At 37.7% G+C, this 20,688-nt stretch carries 6 protein-coding genes; all 6 read right to left on the bottom strand.

From position 1 onward, the window contains the following. Window positions 1-42: 42 nt before the first annotated feature. The 6 genes from H0I26_RS07465 to H0I26_RS07440 all read right to left on the bottom strand — a co-directional run bounded on the left by H0I26_RS07465 (window position 43) and on the right by H0I26_RS07440 (window position 20,663). The gene (locus tag H0I26_RS07465) at window positions 43-312 is read right to left on the bottom strand and encodes a hypothetical protein (RefSeq protein ID WP_090838980.1); all 270 of its coding nucleotides are present in this window, start codon (window positions 310-312) and stop codon (window positions 43-45) included. A gap of 94 nt (window positions 313-406) precedes the next feature. Further along, window positions 407-817: a 6-pyruvoyl trahydropterin synthase family protein gene (locus tag H0I26_RS07460; protein ID WP_101017487.1), complete on the bottom strand. Its 411-nt coding sequence runs from the start codon at window positions 815-817 to the stop codon at window positions 407-409. After that, complete coding sequence (gene idi, locus H0I26_RS07455; protein ID WP_218701661.1) at window positions 801-1,337, bottom strand: isopentenyl-diphosphate Delta-isomerase; 537 nt, start codon at window positions 1,335-1,337, stop codon at window positions 801-803. The genes H0I26_RS07460 and idi overlap by 17 nt, the downstream gene beginning before the upstream one ends. Window positions 1,338-1,459: 122 nt before the next feature. Next, a complete protein-coding gene (locus tag H0I26_RS07450; protein ID WP_218701660.1) occupies window positions 1,460-3,373 on the bottom strand; it encodes an OmpA family protein in 1,914 nt (637 codons plus the stop codon). Window positions 3,374-3,392: 19 nt separating this feature from the next. Continuing rightward, a complete protein-coding gene (locus tag H0I26_RS07445; protein ID WP_218701659.1) occupies window positions 3,393-4,325 on the bottom strand; it encodes a type IX secretion system membrane protein PorP/SprF in 933 nt (310 codons plus the stop codon). A 66-nt stretch (window positions 4,326-4,391) separates the two neighbouring features. Continuing rightward, window positions 4,392-20,663: a carboxypeptidase regulatory-like domain-containing protein gene (locus H0I26_RS07440; RefSeq protein WP_218701658.1), complete on the bottom strand. Its 16,272-nt coding sequence runs from the start codon at window positions 20,661-20,663 to the stop codon at window positions 4,392-4,394. Window positions 20,664-20,688 lie beyond the last annotated feature (25 nt).

Raw genomic sequence — 20,688 nt, 5'->3', positions numbered from 1 at the left:
ATAGTACTAACTATTAGATTGACCAAACTTTTTTTTAATAAATTATCCTAATTTATTTATTCTTTCAATTAACGCACGTCCTTTTACCTCAAGGTCAGACTTAATAGCGTTAAAATGAGCTTTCTTATTTTCTTCAACTTTTGTGTTTAATTTAGAAATAAGATCGTCAAATGTCTCAATAGCGTCATCTATAATTGCTTCACTTTTTGAATTGTCCTTATCAGTGTTTGAATATTCCCAAACATATACTGCTTCAATAATATCTCCTAAAACGTAATTAATGTCTTTTTTTAGGTCTCTTTTATTTGCCATAACTTTTAAATTTATTTAGCTGCAAAGCTACATATAAAGTTCGAAATTAGAACTATTTATATGCATTTTAAAGCCTTTATTTATATTAAATAGGTTATTTACCAGAATAACTAACAAAGTTTCTTGGTGTCTCATAAAGCGTAACCTCTAGGTCTAGGCTAGGTTTTAACTGTGCCTTAATTTTATTGTAAATAACAACCACAATGTTTTCTGCAGTTGGATTTACATCTTTAAACTCGGCAACATCTAAATTCAGATTTTTATGATCAAAAGCATCTTCAACTTCAACTTTAATAATGTCTTTTAAAATTTTTACATCTATAACAAATCCTGTTTCTTGATCTATATCACCTGTAACACTTGCTATCAATTCATAATTATGACCATGATAGTTAGGATTATTACATTTTCCAAAGATCTCGTTATTTTTTTCAAACGACCAATCTTTACGATATAATCGATGTGCTGCATTAAAATGAGCTTTTCTACTAACTGTTACTCTCATGATTGATATTTATAAAATGGTAAAACTTATCAAAAATAATTATAAACCAAGCGGTGTATAAGTGCGGTTGTACTTCTATATCTTTTCTCACATCCTCTAATGGCATCCATTTCCAGCACTCAACTTCCTCTTTATTTATATTTGGGTTGTCTTCATAATAGCCAACCATAATGTGATCTAATTCATGCTCTGTTAAACCATTATCAAAAGGCGCTTTGTATATAAAAGAGGTCTTTTCTACCAAATCGGTTACAAACCCCATCTCTTCCATTAAACGTCTAGAACCTGCTTGTAAATTAGTTTCTCCTTCTCTTTGGTGACTACAACACGTATTTGTCCATAATCCAGGAGAGTGGTACTTAGTTAATGCTCTTTGTTGTAGCATTAACTCATTTTTATTATTAAATACAAAAACAGAAAAAGCCCTATGCAATAGCGCTTTTTCATGCGCTTCCATTTTAGGCATTAATCCTATCTGCTCATCAAATTGGTTAACTAAAATTACGTTTTCTTCTTTCATTCATTATAATTGATACACAAAGTTAATAATTAGAATTTTGAATATTTTGTTTTTAGTTTATTTTAATAAAAAAAGCATCTCTAATACTAGAGATGCTTTTTACTTATCTAAAACTTGTGATCTTATCTAGAAATAATAATAAAATTACTTCTTCTATTTAAATCATGGTCTTCTTCTGTACATTTAACATCGTTACTACATCTATTTACCAACATCGTCTCTCCGTATCCTTTACCCTCTAATCTGTCAGCAGATATGCCTCCTTTTTGGATAATATATTGTTTAGTCGAAACATTTCTTCTGTTAGATAAAGCCCAGTTATAATCGTCTGATGCTCTAGAATCTGTATGTGACTGCACATCAATTCTTACTGAAGGGTACTTTATCATATAATCAATAACCTTCCTTAATTCTAGTTCTGCGTCAGGTCTAATGTTAGATTTATCAAAGTCAAAATATATCGGCTTTAAGTTTAAAACCTCTACTAAATCCATCCCAACTTCTGCAGGTTGTGACGTATCTGGCGTTAATTTTAGTTTTAAAACAACATCTTCTTTCTTTTTAGGATTAACTAAAAACGTTTGGTCTGCTTGAATATAACCATCTTTAGATGCTATAACATTATACTTCTGTTTATTACATGCCCCTTCATAGCTAAATGCGCCATTCTGATCTGAAGTTAAGTTTTGGACTTCCACTCCTTTTTCGTTTATAACCACTACACTTGCGTAAGGTATAATAATATTTGTTTTTTTGTTTACTGTCGTTCCTGAGACTAACTGAGTACAAAAAGTTCTTTGAAATCTATAAATATCATCATCCCCTTTACCATTGTATCTGTTAGATGTTAAATATCCTATATTAGAAAATTCGTCTATAATAAACTCGAAATCATCTCTAGAACTATTAATTGGCTTACCTAAGTTAGTAATCTCTTGATTTGGATCGTCTAAATTAGTCATAAAAATATCTAATCCTCCAAGCCCTTGTTGTCCATCTGAAGAAAAATATAATGTTCCATTATTACTTATGTAAGGAAAATTTTCTCTACCCTCTGTATTAATAGTACTTCCTAGGTTAACAGGTTCGCCATAAGCACCATCTTCTAAAATATCGACATAATAGATATCAGATTTACCATGAGTCCCTGGCATATCACTTGCAAAGTATAATTTAGTTTCATCTAAACTTAATGCTGGATGCGCCACATTATAATCGTCATTATTAAATGGCATACTAACCATCTTTTTCCATGCACCATTTACAAATTCGGCTTTAAAAATCTTTAATCCATTAACTTTCTCTCCACTTTTTCTAACCTTACCTTTGAAGTAATTATTTCTTGTAAAATACACCGTATTTCCATCCTTAGTAAAGGAGGTTGAAGACTCGTGAAATTTAGTATTTAAGTTTTCTGAAAAAGGAACTACTGCAACAGAGTCGTCACTTTTAAAATACAAATCTAAGAATGGTTGTTCATTCCATTTGTATAAATCACCATCACCTCTAGACGATGCAAATACAATTCCATCTTTATAGAAAGACGTTCCAAAATCTGAAAAACGAGAATTTAAATCTAAATTTTCTAATTCAAAATCTCCGGAAAGCGCTTCAATAGTTTCTAAATAATTAGGTGACTTAGAAAATAAAATGGCTCTAGAATCTTCTGGCTTGTAAGTTGCAAATTTTGTCATGGTAGCATTAGCACTCTTATAATCTCCAATAGCCTTTAAACTCATTGCATATCTATAATAATACTCATATTCTACAACTGCGTCTAACATGAATAACTCACCATACCACTTAGCGGCATCTTCCATTTTACTATTAAAATAGTACGAGTTAGCAAGCTTTTTATAAACTTCTGGTGTTCTATTTCCTTTCTCTACTAGTTTCAACAATTCTTTTGTTGTTGCTACATATGACAATTTATCATACTTTTTATCTATACCTGTAGAAATACCATCATCTTGTCCAAATGAAAATGTAAACGTTAGTGCAATGATTAAGGCAGAAAGTATATATTTATTTTTCATAATCTATAGTATCAATATATTAAAAGAATCTTGGTGATAAAATTTTAGTTACATCCCTTGGTTCAAATCTTAAAAAGACTTCAAAAGAACCTGAATCAAATTTAGTTAATCCTAAATCTGTAACCTCTCTATCATAACCAAACCCTAACATAACACTATCAGACACCTGATACCCTAGAAGTCCACTGACAGCTGCAGACCAACGATATGCTAAACCGACAGTAAATTTATCTTTATACAATGCATTAACCGTTAAATCTGCCTGTAATGGCGCTCCAGAAACTGCTTTAGCTAAAAAGGCAGGTTTCAATTTTAAATCTGTATTAATATCAAATACATACCCTCCCATTACATAAAAATTCATTCTCTCAGAAGCTTCAGATAACGACCCTTTATCCAAATACTTTGTTTCAAGCATATTAGGAACAGAAAGTCCTAAATACCATGTGTCAGCACTTCTATAATAAACACCTGCTCCAAACTGAGGAGAAAACTTATTATCTACATCAGTCGCTAATAATGGATCACCATTGTTATACTGATTTAGTTCTGAATATTTTATATCCATTAGACTTCCACCTGCATTTATTCCTAAAGATAGTTTTCCTTTATCTGAAGTATTAATTGAGTAAGAAAAAGAAGCATCTAAAAAAGTTTCTTGACTTGGCCCTATCCTGTCATTAACAACAGAAAGTCCGACACCAACCTTACCTTCATTTCCTAATGGTGTATGAATATTAAATGTCCCTGTATCTGGTGCTCCATCTAAGCCCACCCATTGTGTACGATACAATATCAAGGCACTTAAACCATCTCTAGCCCCAGCATAAGCTGGATTAATACTTAGTGTATTGTACATGTATTGCGTGTATTGAGCATCTTGCTGTGCAGATACATCTACCGAGCAAAAAGTACTTATTACAGCTACTAAAATTAAAATTCTATTTTTCATTATAAATAGGTATGAATTTATTTTTTATAAGAGGCAGTTTAAAACTACCTCTTTATTTTTCAATTATTAACGTTGAATATATAAATATCCTGCTCTTGATTTAGTATCAGTTCCTGCGGTATACTCTATAATATAGAAGTAAGTCCCTACAGGTAATAATTCGTCTTCCTGAACATTGACTCTTCCGTTAGATCGACCATCAAAATAGTTACCATTTGATCCGTAACCGGAAGTCTCATAAACTACAACTCCCCATCTGTTATAAATCTTAACAGTATTTTCTGGATATAACTCTATGTTTCTAATTACAAACACATCATTATCACCATCTCCGTTAGGTGTAACCGCATTAAATATTTCAAGATCATCTTCAGAAGATGAAGCGTTATTTACATCTAAATAATCTGGTAAACCATCACCATCACTATCAACAGCATCATCACCAAACCCGATACCATTATCATTAGGGTCAGGATATTCATCAGACGTTAAAACTCCGTCATTATCATCATCCGTATCTAAATAATCAGGAATAGAATCTCCATCTGTATCATCATTAGTTGGATCGTTATCACCTGTTGGATCTACATCCCCATCTGAAACATCTGTATCTGCATAATCTTCATTGATCGTATCAACACCATCATTGTCATCATCTGCATCCAACCAGTTAGGTGTTCCATCTTCATCAGTATCTCCTAAAGGAAATTCTTCTCCGTTAGGCACATTATCAGAATCACAATCTCCTTCTAACCATTCCACTGATTGTGGTACAGTAGTACTAGATAAGATAAATTCACATGGATCTAATGGATTAGTATTGTCATCTAATTCTGTACTATTAATTACACCATCACCATCACAATCTAATGCTTCCCAAGTAAGTGAAACCATAGTTTCATCTTGACTTCCTACTGTATAATCACACGCATTGATAGGATCAGTTCCATCTATAATCTCTTGACCGTTTGTTACACCGTCACCATCACAATCAAGCGTTAAGAATAACGCATCTTGAGGTAATGTAATACTCCCTACTACAAAATCACAAACGTTATTTGGATCTGTATTATCAACTAATACTTCCGTACCATCAGACACCCCATCTCCATCTGAATCTGGATTTGTTGGATCCGTACCATCATCTGTAGTTGGATCTCCATCTGGCCCATTAATTTCTTCTGCATCCGTTAGACCGTCATTATCGCAATCTGTTGTTGCTGTAATTACTTCTGTAATATCTGCTACGTTATAATCACATGCATTATTTGGATCTGTACCGTTAAGTATTTCTGTTCCGTCTAACACACCATCACCGTCTGTATCTGGTTCTGTAGGATCCGTACCATCATCTGTAGTTGGATCTCCATCTGGTCCATTAATTTCTTCTGCATCCGTTAGACCGTCATTATCGCAATCTGTTGTTGCTGTGATTACTTCTGTAATATCTGCTACGTTATAATCACATGCATTATTTGGATCTGTACCATTTGCAACTTCTGTCCCATCTAACACACCATCTCCATCTGTATCTGATTCTGTAGGATCAGTACCATCATCTGTAGTTGGATCTCCATCTGGTCCGTTGATTTCTTCTGCATCAGTTAATCCATCATTATCACAATCTGTTGTTGCCGTGATTACTTCTGTAATATCTGCTACGTTATAATCACATGCATTATTTGGATCTGTACCATTTGCAACTTCTGTCCCATCTAACACACCATCTCCATCTGTATCTGATTCTGTAGGATCAGTACCATCATCTGTAGTTGGATCTCCATCTGGTCCGTTGATTTCTTCTGCATCAGTTAATCCATCATTATCACAATCTGTTGTTGCCGTGATTACTTCTGTAATATCTGCTACGTTATAATCACATGCATTATTTGGATCTGTACCATTTGCAACTTCTGTCCCATCTAACACACCATCTCCATCTGTATCTGATTCTGTAGGATCAGTACCATCATCTGTAGTTGGATCTCCATCTGGTCCGTTGATTTCTTCTGCATCAGTTAATCCATCATTATCACAATCTGTTGTTGCCGTGATTACTTCTGTAATATCTGCTACGTTATAATCACATGCATTATTTGGATCTGTACCATTTGCAACTTCTGTCCCATCTAACACACCATCTCCATCTGTATCTGATTCTGTAGGATCAGTACCATCATCTGTAGTTGGATCTCCATCTGGTCCGTTGATTTCTTCTGCATCAGTTAATCCATCATTATCACAATCTGTTGTTGCCGTGATTACTTCTGTAATATCTGCTACGTTATAATCACATGCATTATTTGGATCTGTACCGTTAAGTATTTCTACAGAATCAATCACTCCATCTCCATCCGTATCTGTATCTCCTACAATATCAGTATCGGTTACGGCTACTGGATCATTTCCGTCTGCATCTAATACATCGTCATAAGTTACAGTTACTGTATCTCCTGTTTGTGTATTAATCGTTCCATCATTATCCGTTCCTCCTGTTGTTCCGAATACTGTATCAACTGTTCCTGTAAATACTCCTGTATCTGCTCCTGTTTCTGTTAACGTTACAATTTCACTTTCTCCGGTAACATCATTTACAACAACCACATCTATAGTTTCAACTACTGCTGAATCTATATTTAAATCGTTATCTGTAACAACAACATCTAAAGTATCGCCTGGGACTGAAGTATCTGTAATATCTACTGTTCCAGTTGCTCCTGCTCCTACAATATCAGTATCGGTTACGGCGACTGGATCATTTCCGTCTGCATCTAATACATCGTCATAAGTTACAGTTACTGTATCTCCTGTTTGTGTATTAATCGTTCCATCATTATCTGTTCCTCCTGTTGTTCCGAATACTGTATCAACTGTTCCTGTAAATACTCCTGTATCTGCTCCTGTTTCTGTTAACGTTACAATTTCACTTTCTCCGGTAACATCATTTACAACAACTACATCGATAGTTTCAATTACTGCTGAATCTATATTTAAATCGTTATCTGTAACAACAACATCTAAAGTATCGCCTGGGACTGAAGCATCTGTAATATCTACTGTTCCTGTTACTGTTCCAACTACTGGACTATTCTCAAAATTGTTATCTGCATCAACTTCTCCTGCGGTTACTGTTACTGGAATACTACTATCTGTTGTATCTGTATTTACTACAGTATCACCGTCATCTGTTGTATCGCCATCAACTACTGTTGTATTTGCTGGTGTTGTTTGCTCTACTGTATACTCGCCTACTGGTACATTTGTGAAAATATAGTTTCCACTTGCATCTGTAGTCGCTGTTGGATCAACTGTTCCTGCATCGCCATCATTTAATGTTACCACGATTCCTGATACTGGATCGCCGTTATCATCTAAGATTGTTCCGCTTACGCTTCCTGGTGCTGGACTATTCTCAAAGTTGTTATCGGCATCAACTTCTCCTGCGGTTACTGTTACTGGAATACTACTATCTGTTGTATCTGTATTTGCTACAGTATCACCGTCATCTGTTGTATCGCCATCAACTACTGTTGTATTTGCTGGTGTTGTTTGTTCTACTGTATACTCGCCTACTGGTACATTTGTGAAAATATAGTTTCCACTTGCATCTGTAGTCGCTGTTGGATCAACTGTTCCTGCATCGCCATCATTTAATGTTACCACGATTCCTGATACTGGATCGCCGTTATCATCTAAGATTGTTCCGCTTACGCTTCCTGGTGCTGGACTATTCTCAAAGTTGTTATCGGCATCAACTTCTCCTGCGGTTACTGTTACTGGAATACTACTATCTGTTGTATCTGTATTTACTACAGTATCACCGTCATCTGTTGTATCGCCATCAACTACTGTTGTATTTGCTGGTGTTGTTTGCTCTACTGTATACTCGCCTACTGATACATTTGTGAAAATATAGTTTCCACTTGCATCTGTAGTCGCTGTTGGATCAACTGTTCCTGCATCGCCATCATCTAATGTTACCACGATTCCTGATACTGGATCTCCGTTCTCATCTAAGATTGTTCCGCTTACGCTTCCTGGTGCTGGACTATTCTCAAAGTTGTTATCTGCATCAACTTCTCCTGCGGTTACTGTTACTGGAATACTACTATCTGTTGTATCTGTATTTGCTACAGTATCACCGTCATCTGTTGTATCGCCATCAACTACTGTTGTATTTGCTGGTGTTGTTTGCTCTACTGTATACTCGCCTACTGGTACATTTGTGAAAACATAGTTTCCACTTGCATCTGTAGTCGCTGTTGGATCAACTGTTCCTGCATCGCCATCATTTAATGTTAAGACGATTCCTGATACTGGATCGCCGTTATCATCTAAGATTGTTCCGCTTACGCTTCCTGGTGCTGGACTATTCTCAAAGTTGTTATCTGCATCAACTTCTCCTGCGGTTACTGTTACTGGAATACTACTATCTGTTGTATCTGTATTTGCTACAGTATCACCGTCATCTGTTGTATCGCCATCAACTACTGTTGTATTTGCTGGTGTTGTTTGTTCTACTGTATACTCGCCTACTGGTACATTTGTGAAAACATAGTTTCCACTTGCATCTGTAGTCGCTGTTGGATCAACTGTTCCTGCATCGCCATCATTTAATGTTACCACGATTCCTGATACTGGATCGCCGTTATCATCTAAGATTGTTCCGCTTACGCTTCCTGGTGCTGGACTATTCTCAAAGTTGTTATCGGCATCAACTTCTCCTGCGGTTACTGTTACTGGAATACTACTATCTGTTGTATCTGTATTTACTACAGTATCACCGTCATCTGTTGTATCGCCATCAACTACTGTTGTATTTGCTGGTGTTGTTTGCTCTACTGTATACTCGCCTACTGGTACATTTGTGAAAACATAGTTTCCACTTGCATCTGTAGTCGCTGTTGGATCAACTGTTCCTGCATCGCCATCATCTAATGTTACCACGATTCCTGATACTGGATCTCCGTTATCATCTAAGATTGTTCCGCTTACGCTTCCTGGTGCTGGACTATTCTCAAAGTTGTTATCGGCATCAACTTCTCCTGCGGTTACTGTTACTGGAATACTACTATCTGTTGTATCTGTATTTACTACAGTATCACCGTCATCTGTTGTATCGCCATCAACTACTGTTGTATTTGCTGGTGTTGTTTGTTCTACTGTATACTCGCCTACTGGTACATTTGTGAAAATATAGTTTCCACTTGCATCTGTAGTCGCTGTTGGATCAACTGTTCCTGCATCGCCATCATTTAATGTTACCACGATTCCTGATACTGGATCGCCGTTATCATCTAAGATTGTTCCGCTTACGCTTCCTGGTGCTGGACTATTCTCAAAGTTGTTATCGGCATCAACTTCTCCTGCGGTTACTGTTACTGGAATACTACTATCTGTTGTATCTGTATTTACTACAGTATCACCGTCATCTGTTGTATCGCCATCAACTACTGTTGTATTTGCTGGTGTTGTTTGCTCTACTGTATACTCGCCTACTGATACATTTGTGAAAATATAGTTTCCACTTGCATCTGTAGTCGCTGTTGGATCAACTGTTCCTGCATCGCCATCATCTAATGTTACCACGATTCCTGATACTGGATCTCCGTTCTCATCTAAGATTGTTCCGCTTACGCTTCCTGGTGCTGGACTATTCTCAAAGTTGTTATCTGCATCAACTTCTCCTGCGGTTACTGTTACTGGAATACTACTATCTGTTGTATCTGTATTTGCTACAGTATCACCGTCATCTGTTGTATCGCCATCAACTACTGTTGTATTTGCTGGTGTTGTTTGCTCTACTGTATACTCGCCTACTGGTACATTTGTGAAAACATAGTTTCCACTTGCATCTGTAGTCGCTGTTGGATCAACTGTTCCTGCATCGCCATCATTTAATGTTAAGACGATTCCTGATACTGGATCGCCGTTATCATCTAAGATTGTTCCGCTTACGCTTCCTGGTGCTGGACTATTCTCAAAGTTGTTATCTGCATCAACTTCTCCTGCGGTTACTGTTACTGGAATACTACTATCTGTTGTATCTGTATTTGCTACAGTATCACCGTCATCTGTTGTATCGCCATCAACTACTGTTGTATTTGCTGGTGTTGTTTGCTCTACTGTATACTCGCCTACTGGTACATTTGTGAAAACATAGTTTCCACTTGCATCTGTAGTCGCTGTTGGATCAACTGTTCCTGCATCGCCATCATTTAATGTTAAGACGATTCCTGATACTGGATCGCCGTTATCATCTAAGATTGTTCCGCTTACGCTTCCTGGTGCTGGACTATTCTCAAAGTTGTTATCTGCATCAACTTCTCCTGCGGTTACTGTTACTGGAATACTACTATCTGTTGTATCTGTATTTACTACAGTATCACCGTCATCTGTTGTATCGCCATCAACTACTGTTGTATTTGCTGGTGTTGTTTGCTCTACTGTATACTCGCCTACTGGTACATTTGTGAAAATATAGTTTCCACTTGCATCTGTAGTCGCTGTTGGATCAACTGTTCCTGCATCGCCATCATTTAATGTTACCACGATTCCTGATACTGGATCTCCGTTATCATCTAAGATTGTTCCGCTTACGCTTCCTGGTGCTGGACTATTCTCAAAGTTGTTATCGGCATCAACTTCTCCTGCGGTTACTGTTACTGGAATACTACTATCTGTTGTATCTGTATTTACTACAGTATCACCGTCATCTGTTGTATCGCCATCAACTACTGTTGTATTTGCTGGTGTTGTTTGCTCTACTGTATACTCGCCTACTGGTACATTTGTGAAAACATAGTTTCCACTTGCATCTGTAGTCGCTGTTGGATCAACTGTTCCTGCATCGCCATCATCTAATGTTACCACGATTCCTGATACTGGATCTCCGTTATCATCTAAGATTGTTCCGCTTACGCTTCCTGGTGCTGGACTATTCTCAAAGTTGTTATCGGCATCAACTTCTCCTGCGGTTACTGTTACTGGAATACTACTATCTGTTGTATCTGTATTTACTACAGTATCACCGTCATCTGTTGTATCGCCATCAACTACTGTTGTATTTGCTGGTGTTGTTTGCTCTACTGTATACTCGCCTACTGGTACATTTGTGAAAACATAGTTTCCACTTGCATCTGTAGTCGCTGTTGGATCAACTGTTCCTGCATCGCCATCATTTAATGTTACCACGATTCCTGATACTGGATCGCCGTTCTCATCTAAGATTGTTCCGCTTACGCTTCCTGGTGCTGGACTATTCTCAAAGTTGTTATCGGCATCAACTTCTCCTGCGGTTACTGTTACTGGAATACTACTATCTGTTGTATCTGTATTTACTACAGTATCACCGTCATCTGTTGTATCGCCATCAACTACTGTTGTATTTGCTGGTGTTGTTTGCTCTACTGTATACTCGCCTACTGGTACATTTGTGAAAACATAGTTTCCACTTGCATCTGTAGTCGCTGTTGGATCAACTGTTCCTGCATCGCCATCATTTAATGTTAAGACGATTCCTGATACTGGATCGCCGTTATCATCTAAGATTGTTCCGCTTACGCTTCCTGGTGCTGGACTATTCTCAAAGTTGTTATCTGCATCAACTTCTCCTGCGGTTACTGTTACTGGAATACTACTATCTGTTGTATCTGTATTTGCTACAGTATCACCGTCATCTGTTGTATCGCCATCAACTACTGTTGTATTTGCTGGTGTTGTTTGTTCTACTGTATACTCGCCTACTGGTACATTTGTGAAAACATAGTTTCCACTTGCATCTGTAGTCGCTGTTGGATCAACTGTTCCTGCATCGCCATCATTTAATGTTACCACGATTCCTGATACTGGATCGCCGTTATCATCTAAGATTGTTCCGCTTACGCTTCCTGGTGCTGGACTATTCTCAAAGTTGTTATCGGCATCAACTTCTCCTGCGGTTACTGTTACTGGAATACTACTATCTGTTGTATCTGTATTTGCTACAGTATCACCGTCATCTGTTGTATCGCCATCAACTACTGTTGTATTTGCTGGTGTTGTTTGCTCTACTGTATACTCGCCTACTGGTACATTTGTGAAAACATAGTTTCCACTTGCATCTGTAGTCGCTGTTGGATCAACTGTTCCTGCATCGCCATCATCTAATGTTACCACGATTCCTGATACTGGATCTCCGTTATCATCTAAGATTGTTCCGCTTACGCTTCCTGGTGCTGGACTATTCTCAAAGTTGTTATCGGCATCAACTTCTCCTGCGGTTACTGTTACTGGAATACTACTATCTGTTGTATCTGTATTTACTACAGTATCACCGTCATCTGTTGTATCGCCATCAACTACTGTTGTATTTGCTGGTGTTGTTTGCTCTACTGTATACTCGCCTACTGGTACATTTGTGAAAATATAGTTTCCACTTGCATCTGTAGTCGCTGTTGGATCAACTGTTCCTGCATCGCCATCATCTAATGTTACCACGATTCCTGATACTGGATCGCCGTTCTCATCTAAGATTGTTCCGCTTACGCTTCCTGGTGCTGGACTATTCTCAAAGTTGTTATCGGCATCAACTTCTCCTGCGGTTACTGTTACTGGAATACTACTATCTGTTGTATCTGTATTTGCTACAGTATCACCGTCATCTGTTGTATCGCCATCAACTACTGTTGTATTTGCTGGTGTTGTTTGCTCTACTGTATACTCGCCTACTGGTACATTTGTGAAAATATAGTTTCCACTTGCATCTGTAGTCGCTGTTGGATCAACTGTTCCTGCATCGCCATCATTTAATGTTACCACGATTCCTGATACTGGATCGCCGTTCTCATCTAAGATTGTTCCGCTTACGCTTCCTGGTGCTGGACTATTCTCAAAGTTGTTATCGGCATCAACTTCTCCTGCGGTTACTGTTACTGGAATACTACTATCTGTTGTATCTGTATTTACTACAGTATCACCGTCATCTGTTGTATCGCCATCAACTACTGTTGTATTTGCTGGTGTTGTTTGCTCTACTGTATACTCGCCTACTGGTACATTTGTGAAAATATAGTTTCCACTTGCATCTGTAGTCGCTGTTGGATCAACTGTTCCTGCATCGCCATCATTTAATGTTACCACGATTCCTGATACTGGATCGCCGTTTTCGTCTACTATCGTTCCGCTTACGCTTCCTGGTGCTGGACTATTCTCAAAGTTGTTATCGGCATCAACTTCTCCTGCGGTTACTGTTACTGGAATACTACTATCTGTTGTATCTGTATTTGCTACAGTATCACCGTCATCTGTTGTATCGCCATCAACTACTGTTGTATTTGCTGGTGTTGTTTGCTCTACTGTATACTCGCCTACTGGTACATTTGTGAAAACATAGTTTCCACTTGCATCTGTAGTCGCTGTTGGATCAACTGTTCCTGCATCGCCATCATCTAATGTTACCACGATTCCTGATACTGGATCTCCGTTATCATCTAAGATTGTTCCGCTTACGCTTCCTGGTGCTGGACTATTCTCAAAGTTGTTATCGGCATCAACTTCTCCTGCGGTTACTGTTACTGGAATACTACTATCTGTTGTATCTGTATTTACTACAGTATCACCGTCATCTGTTGTATCGCCATCAACTACTGTTGTATTTGCTGGTGTTGTTTGCTCTACTGTATACTCGCCTACTGGTACATTTGTGAAAATATAGTTTCCACTTGCATCTGTAGTCGCTGTTGGATCAACTGTTCCTGCATCGCCATCATCTAATGTTACCACGATTCCTGATACTGGATCGCCGTTCTCATCTAAGATTGTTCCGCTTACGCTTCCTGGTGCTGGACTATTCTCAAAGTTGTTATCGGCATCAACTTCTCCTGCGGTTACTGTTACTGGAATACTACTATCTGTTGTATCTGTATTTGCTACAGTATCACCGTCATCTGTTGTATCGCCATCAACTACTGTTGTATTTGCTGGTGTTGTTTGCTCTACTGTATACTCGCCTACTGGTACATTTGTGAAAATATAGTTTCCACTTGCATCTGTAGTCGCTGTTGGATCAACTGTTCCTGCATCGCCATCATTTAATGTTACCACGATTCCTGATACTGGATCGCCGTTCTCATCTAAGATTGTTCCGCTTACGCTTCCTGGTGCTGGACTATTCTCAAAGTTGTTATCGGCATCAACTTCTCCTGCGGTTACTGTTACTGGAATACTACTATCTGTTGTATCTGTATTTACTACAGTATCACCGTCATCTGTTGTATCGCCATCAACTACTGTTGTATTTGCTGGTGTTGTTTGCTCTACTGTATACTCGCCTACTGGTACATTTGTGAAAATATAGTTTCCACTTGCATCTGTAGTCGCTGTTGGATCAACTGTTCCTGCATCGCCATCATTTAATGTTACCACGATTCCTGATACTGGATCGCCGTTTTCGTCTACTATCGTTCCGCTTACGCTTCCTGGTGCTGGACTATTCTCAAAGTTGTTATCGGCATCAACTTCTCCTGCGGTTACTGTTACTGGAATACTACTATCTGTTGTATCTGTATTTACTACAGTATCACCGTCATCTGTTGTATCGCCATCAACTACTGTTGTATTTGCTGGTGTTGTTTGCTCTACTGTATACTCGCCTACTGGTACATTTGTGAAAACATAGTTTCCACTTGCATCTGTAGTCGCTGTTGGATCAACTGTTCCTGCATCGCCATCATCTAATGTTACCACGATTCCTGATACTGGATCGCCGTTCTCATCTAAGATTGTTCCGCTTACGCTTCCTGGTGCTGGACTATTCTCAAAGTTGTTATCTGCATCAACTTCTCCTGCGGTTACTGTTACTGGAATACTACTATCTGTTGTATCTGTATTTACTACAGTATCACCGTCATCTGTTGTATCGCCATCAACTACTGTTGTATTTGCTGGTGTTGTTTGCTCTACTGTATACTCGCCTACTGGTACATTTGTGAAAATATAGTTTCCACTTGCATCTGTAGTCGCTGTTGGATCAACTGTTCCTGCATCGCCATCATCTAATGTTACCACGATTCCTGATACTGGATCTCCGTTATCATCTAAGATTGTTCCGCTTACGCTTCCTGGTGCTGGACTATTCTCAAAGTTGTTATCGGCATCAACTTCTCCTGCGGTTACTGTTACTGGAATACTACTATCTGTTGTATCTGTATTTACTACAGTATCACCGTCATCTGTTGTATCGCCATCAACTACTGTTGTATTTGCTGGTGTTGTTTGCTCTACTGTATACTCGCCTACTGGTACATTTGTGAAAACATAGTTTCCACTTGCATCTGTAGTCGCTGTTGGATCAACTGTTCCTGCATTGCCATCATTTAATGTTACCACGATTCCTGATACTGGATCGCCATTCTCATCTAAGATTGTTCCGCTTACTGTTCCGACTGTACATGCATTAAAAGCAGCATTCGTAGAACTTCCTACTGTTTGCCCAGTATTCACATCTACATTATTCGGTACACCTGTAGTCGAATCAACAGTACCTGTTAACTGACCATTAGTATCAATGCTAGTCTCATTTATTGTGTCACCACCTTCAAAAGCATCAAAACATCCGTCGTTATCACTATCTAAATCTAAATAATTTGGTGTACCGTCATTATCTGTATCACAAGTTAAAAATATACCAAATGCAAATCCCTGTCGACCTCCTGAATTAATGTCAATATCTATTACACTTGAATTTCTTGAATAATAAATTGTATTTCCACCTGATTGTTCTGTATCTGTTGCACGTATTGTTTGTGTGCCAACACCTGTCCAAACTCCACCACCTGCAAAAGCTTCTAAAGCAGTCCAGTCTTCACCATCTGTATTAAACTCTATATATTCAGTTCCATTATTAGTAGACTCTGCATCAATAGCAACAATATCTAAAGGATAAGCAACACCATTTTTAAGTGCTGTAAAAGTAACTGTTAGCGTGGCATCTACAGTATCAGCACCATAAAAAGCCTCTTCAAGAAGTGTTGTATTATATAATTCTCTTCCAACCAATGCTCCACTCCAAGTTTGAAGATCAGAAGGGAGAAACGTACTTGTATTATTAACGTTAGAAAAGGTTGCCGTTATTGTTAATCCATTTGGAAGATTAAACACTTGAAAATCGTTATTATCAATACCATTATCAAAGACAGTATTAGACCAATTGAATATGTATAGCTGATCTTGATAAATACCACCACCTGGATTATTAGCCTCTGCTGGATCTGGATTTGCTACAGCAGGTTGGTCACATCTTAGTTCGTTATCGTCTAAAATTCCGTCATTATCATCATCTAAATCACAACCATCCGGTACTAAGTCACCGTCAACATCATAAGAATCATCAAAACCATTACAAACATCATTAGCATCTATAACACCATCTCCATCTTGATCACATTGATTAAAACTATCAAAAATTGTATTGTCTGCAGCCCCTCCAACAGTTTGTCCATTATTAACATCAACGTTATTAAACACTCCTGTTACTGGATCAACAGTTCCATCTAGCGTACCATCTGAATTAACATTTGCTAACAAAATATCATCTCCTCCTTCTATAGCATCAAAACAACCATCTCCATCAGAATCATTATCTAGATAATCCGGTGTTCCATCAGTATCAGTATCCAAACTTTGACAAGCAGCAAGAATTAACTCAATACTATCAGTAGAAGTTCCAAATAAACCACCTTGAACAAACTCAATAGTAAAAGTAGAAATTTCTCCATTAATTTGTAACGTTCCTGCAGCAGTACCATCTGAATCATCTTGCGTACTATCTTGAATATGACCAGCATCTGCAGTCGTACCAATTCCTGAATCTGAAGCTGTTGTGGACGTCGTACTAAAATCAGATGTTCCTGATAAAGCATTCCATGTTGAGCCATTTAACAAAGTCACTATCGCTCCATTTTGAATACCAGCTTCCGTCCCTCCTAATCTATCCAAATGAATAATTGGATTAGTAACTTTAATAGGGTTACCTAAACTATCAACATAATTGACTGTTAATGTAGTTCCCCATACATATGAATTTTCTAAAGAAACATCATTCGCTAAATCTTCTGACCAAAAGGCTTGATTAGTAAAATTATCTTCTAAAAACCCCGCACTATTTGTAGTTGTTACGTTTGCTATTATACCGTTAGTAAAAGTGTAGGACGCTGTTGTACCTGAAATTGTCCAAGAGCCTGATTGTTCTAGTGTATTACATTTACCTTCATTACTATCTAAAATTCCATCATTATCGTTATCTAAATCACAACTGTCTGGAACTAAATCTCCGTCAATATCAACACTATCATCATAACCACTACAGGCATCATTAGCATCTACAACCCCATCTCCATCTTGATCACATTGATTAAAACTATCAAAAATCGTATTGTCTGCAGCCCCTCCAACAGTTTGTCCATTATTAACATCAACATTATTAGGCACTCCTGTTACAGAATCTACAGTTCCATCTAGCGTTCCATCCGTATTTACATTTGCTAACAAAATATTATCTCCACCTTCAATAGCATCAAAACAACCATCATTATCACTATCTAAATCTAAGTAATCAGGTATACCATCAGCATCTGTGTCTAGTCCAATACAGTACTCTAATTCATAAAATTGCATGGTGACATTACCTACGTTACCATCTTGTTTACCTACCGTTATAGTCACCTCTGTTACTGGACCTGGAATAGATACTTGTATTGCATTATTAGGAGCATTACTTCCTCCTGCTGAGCTAACAACATTTTGACCTGTAAATGTTCCATTAGCCCCCAAATTAATATCACTTAAAAAAACCGAGGTGTTTACACCACTATTCGCGGCCAAAAAATCTGCTCTATCCTGATTATCGAGACCACCAAATTTGAATTCTACATTATATACTGGTTCAGAAAAAGTATAAGTATACACTCCTACATCACCACTAGGAAAATCAGTATTTTCAGGTTGTGTATTTATATATGCTCCAGAAATACCCGCAGTACCAGTCAGACTTCTAACACCCGAACTCCAATTAGCATTACCCTGAACTTCATAAACAGCCGTTACTACATCAGCACCACTAAACGGATATAAATTTGACAATGTTGCTGTCCCTGTTCCTCCATTAGTTCCTGTTGAGTTATTAGTAAACGTTTGATTTAAATCCACAAAACCAGCAGAACACTCTAATTCATTAACATCCAAAATACCGTCATTGTCATCGTCTAAATCATTCGCATCTACGACACCATCCATATCACTATCCGTAGCAGATCCGTTAATGGTCATTGTTAAGTTAGCGGTATCTTTATTACCAGTATTATCCACTGAATCAATTAATGTATATGGAATAACATCCGTTAATGTATCACCCACCAATAAATTAATCACATCAGGGTTCGACGTGTCTAAAGTATAAGTATACGTTCCATCTCCATTTAAAACAATAAAACCATAAGCCGTAGGAATAGAAACACCAACGTCTGCAATATTACCATACACTTCTCCTACTCTAGGCACTGCACTATCTTGCCAGTTTAAATCTGTCAGACCTGCAATTTGATTACTGGGATCAGCATCGGTCACTTGCGGACCATAATTATAATCCAAAATAATCTGATCAACAGGTGTATCAAAATAAAAACTTACATTTCCATGAGCATCATTTGCAGGAACGGAACCTGTCCCATAAAAAGTATCACTACCAACAGTTACAACAGAACCATTAGCTCTAGAAACATAACTTACATTAGCCCCGTCCAAAGAACTTGTTACACGCATTAAATCTTGCCATGATGTCCCTTGGGAATAATCAATATCAGAAATCGTAAAAAACAGATTAGCAACAGGACTATCAAAATTTATAATTAACGTATTATCTTGAGCAGGATTGACTGATGGGTTAGAATTAAAATACAAATACCCTGAGTGTCCACCATTTGTACCATAATTTACTGTTTGATTCTCAGCAGTACCTACTGCTCCGGGATCACTAGTTACAAAAGACACATTAACCCCATTTATCAATCTGCTAGTTCCATTTATAGGCGCATCATCTACATATTCCGCTTCCCATATTAACTGAGCTAAAGGTCTATCACCAATATCTACGCCAAAACCGTCATCATCAAAAATAACATTTCCAGAAGCAGTAATAGCTGTATTAACTGCGACAGTATTAAGGTTATCTGTAGCTACAGGTAATTCATCCACCCCATTAATTGTAATTGTTAAATAACCAAAATCAACATTACCATTTAAATCAGTAACCGTATAGGAAATAACATCTGTAATAGAAGCACCATTCCCTAATCCACGAACAGCTATATTATTGTTATCTGCTATATAATCATAACTCCCATCCGATTGAGCGGTAAGAAAACCATAAGTAGTCGCATAAGTTGCATCAACCGTAGTTGTAAAACCATAAATTTCAGTTATTGTCAACACATCTCCTGTAGTGGCATCTGTATCATTCGACAATAAATCACCAGATACTGGTACAGTAGCATTAGCAAGAATAGTATTAACATCATCAACTGCTGCTGGAGGATTAACTAGATTTATTTCAGAAGTTGCACTTAAAGTATTATTAGCGTCTGTTACACTAACGATCATATAACGCGTCCCATCAGTCACGACTCCTCCAGTGTGAGCATAGGCAAAATTGTAAAGAAAATCTTCAAAGTTAGCTACTAAAATAGTCGCTCCATTGGTTTCTGTAATATTATACACCCCATTTCCAGAAGTTTGTATGGTAAAACTATTTGTACCATAACCCGGTGAAACATAAGGACCAAAAGCAGCATTAATAGTAACAGATCCAAGAGACGCTCCACTACTATCATACAACCATACTCTATCATTCGGATCGGGAGCACCGGATGGGGTCCCTGACGGATCACTAGAAAAAGTAATGGTTGCACTATTAAGCGTACCACTAGTCGTTGTGACCGTATTATCAATTGAGACAGTACGATAAATAAAACCAACTATAGCTGCAACACTATTGTCAACCCCTGCACCTGTACCATTTAAATCGACTGAAGTAACCGTTCTTGCGGTAGCATCAGATTGTAGTTTAGACAAGCCACCGAAAAAACCTTCAAAAGAGTCAACTTTCGAATCTTCATGAATCTCCTCATCGGAATATTTTACAGGAGCTATCTTTACATTAGGATCTTTATTTAATGCGGTAGACTTATTTTGCCCATAAGTCATGCCCAAATTTAAAAAACACAGTAAGAATAAAGACTTTACAGAAGCACTAAAAAATGGTTTTAACATCTTAAAGTAAAACAAGAATGGAGTAGAGTTTTTCATATAATTCTATAATCAATTTTTTAGG

The sequence above is a fragment of the Olleya sp. HaHaR_3_96 genome (genome assembly GCF_019278545.1).
Classification (GTDB): Bacteria; Bacteroidota; Bacteroidia; order Flavobacteriales; family Flavobacteriaceae; genus Olleya.
Note: the sequence above shows the minus strand (reverse complement) of the source record. Positions and strands in the feature narration are given on the sequence as shown.

Coding starts and splice junctions, on each gene's coding strand:
- H0I26_RS07460 (WP_101017487.1), bottom strand. CDS start 817: ATGAGAGTAACAGTTAGTAGAAAAGCTCATTTTAATGCAGCACATCGA.
- H0I26_RS07465 (WP_090838980.1), bottom strand. CDS start 312: ATGGCAAATAAAAGAGACCTAAAAAAAGACATTAATTACGTTTTAGGA.
- H0I26_RS07440 (WP_218701658.1), bottom strand. CDS start 20,663: ATGAAAAACTCTACTCCATTCTTGTTTTACTTTAAGATGTTAAAACCA.
- idi (WP_218701661.1), bottom strand. CDS start 1,337: ATGAAAGAAGAAAACGTAATTTTAGTTAACCAATTTGATGAGCAGATA.
- H0I26_RS07450 (WP_218701660.1), bottom strand. CDS start 3,373: ATGAAAAATAAATATATACTTTCTGCCTTAATCATTGCACTAACGTTT.
- H0I26_RS07445 (WP_218701659.1), bottom strand. CDS start 4,325: ATGAAAAATAGAATTTTAATTTTAGTAGCTGTAATAAGTACTTTTTGC.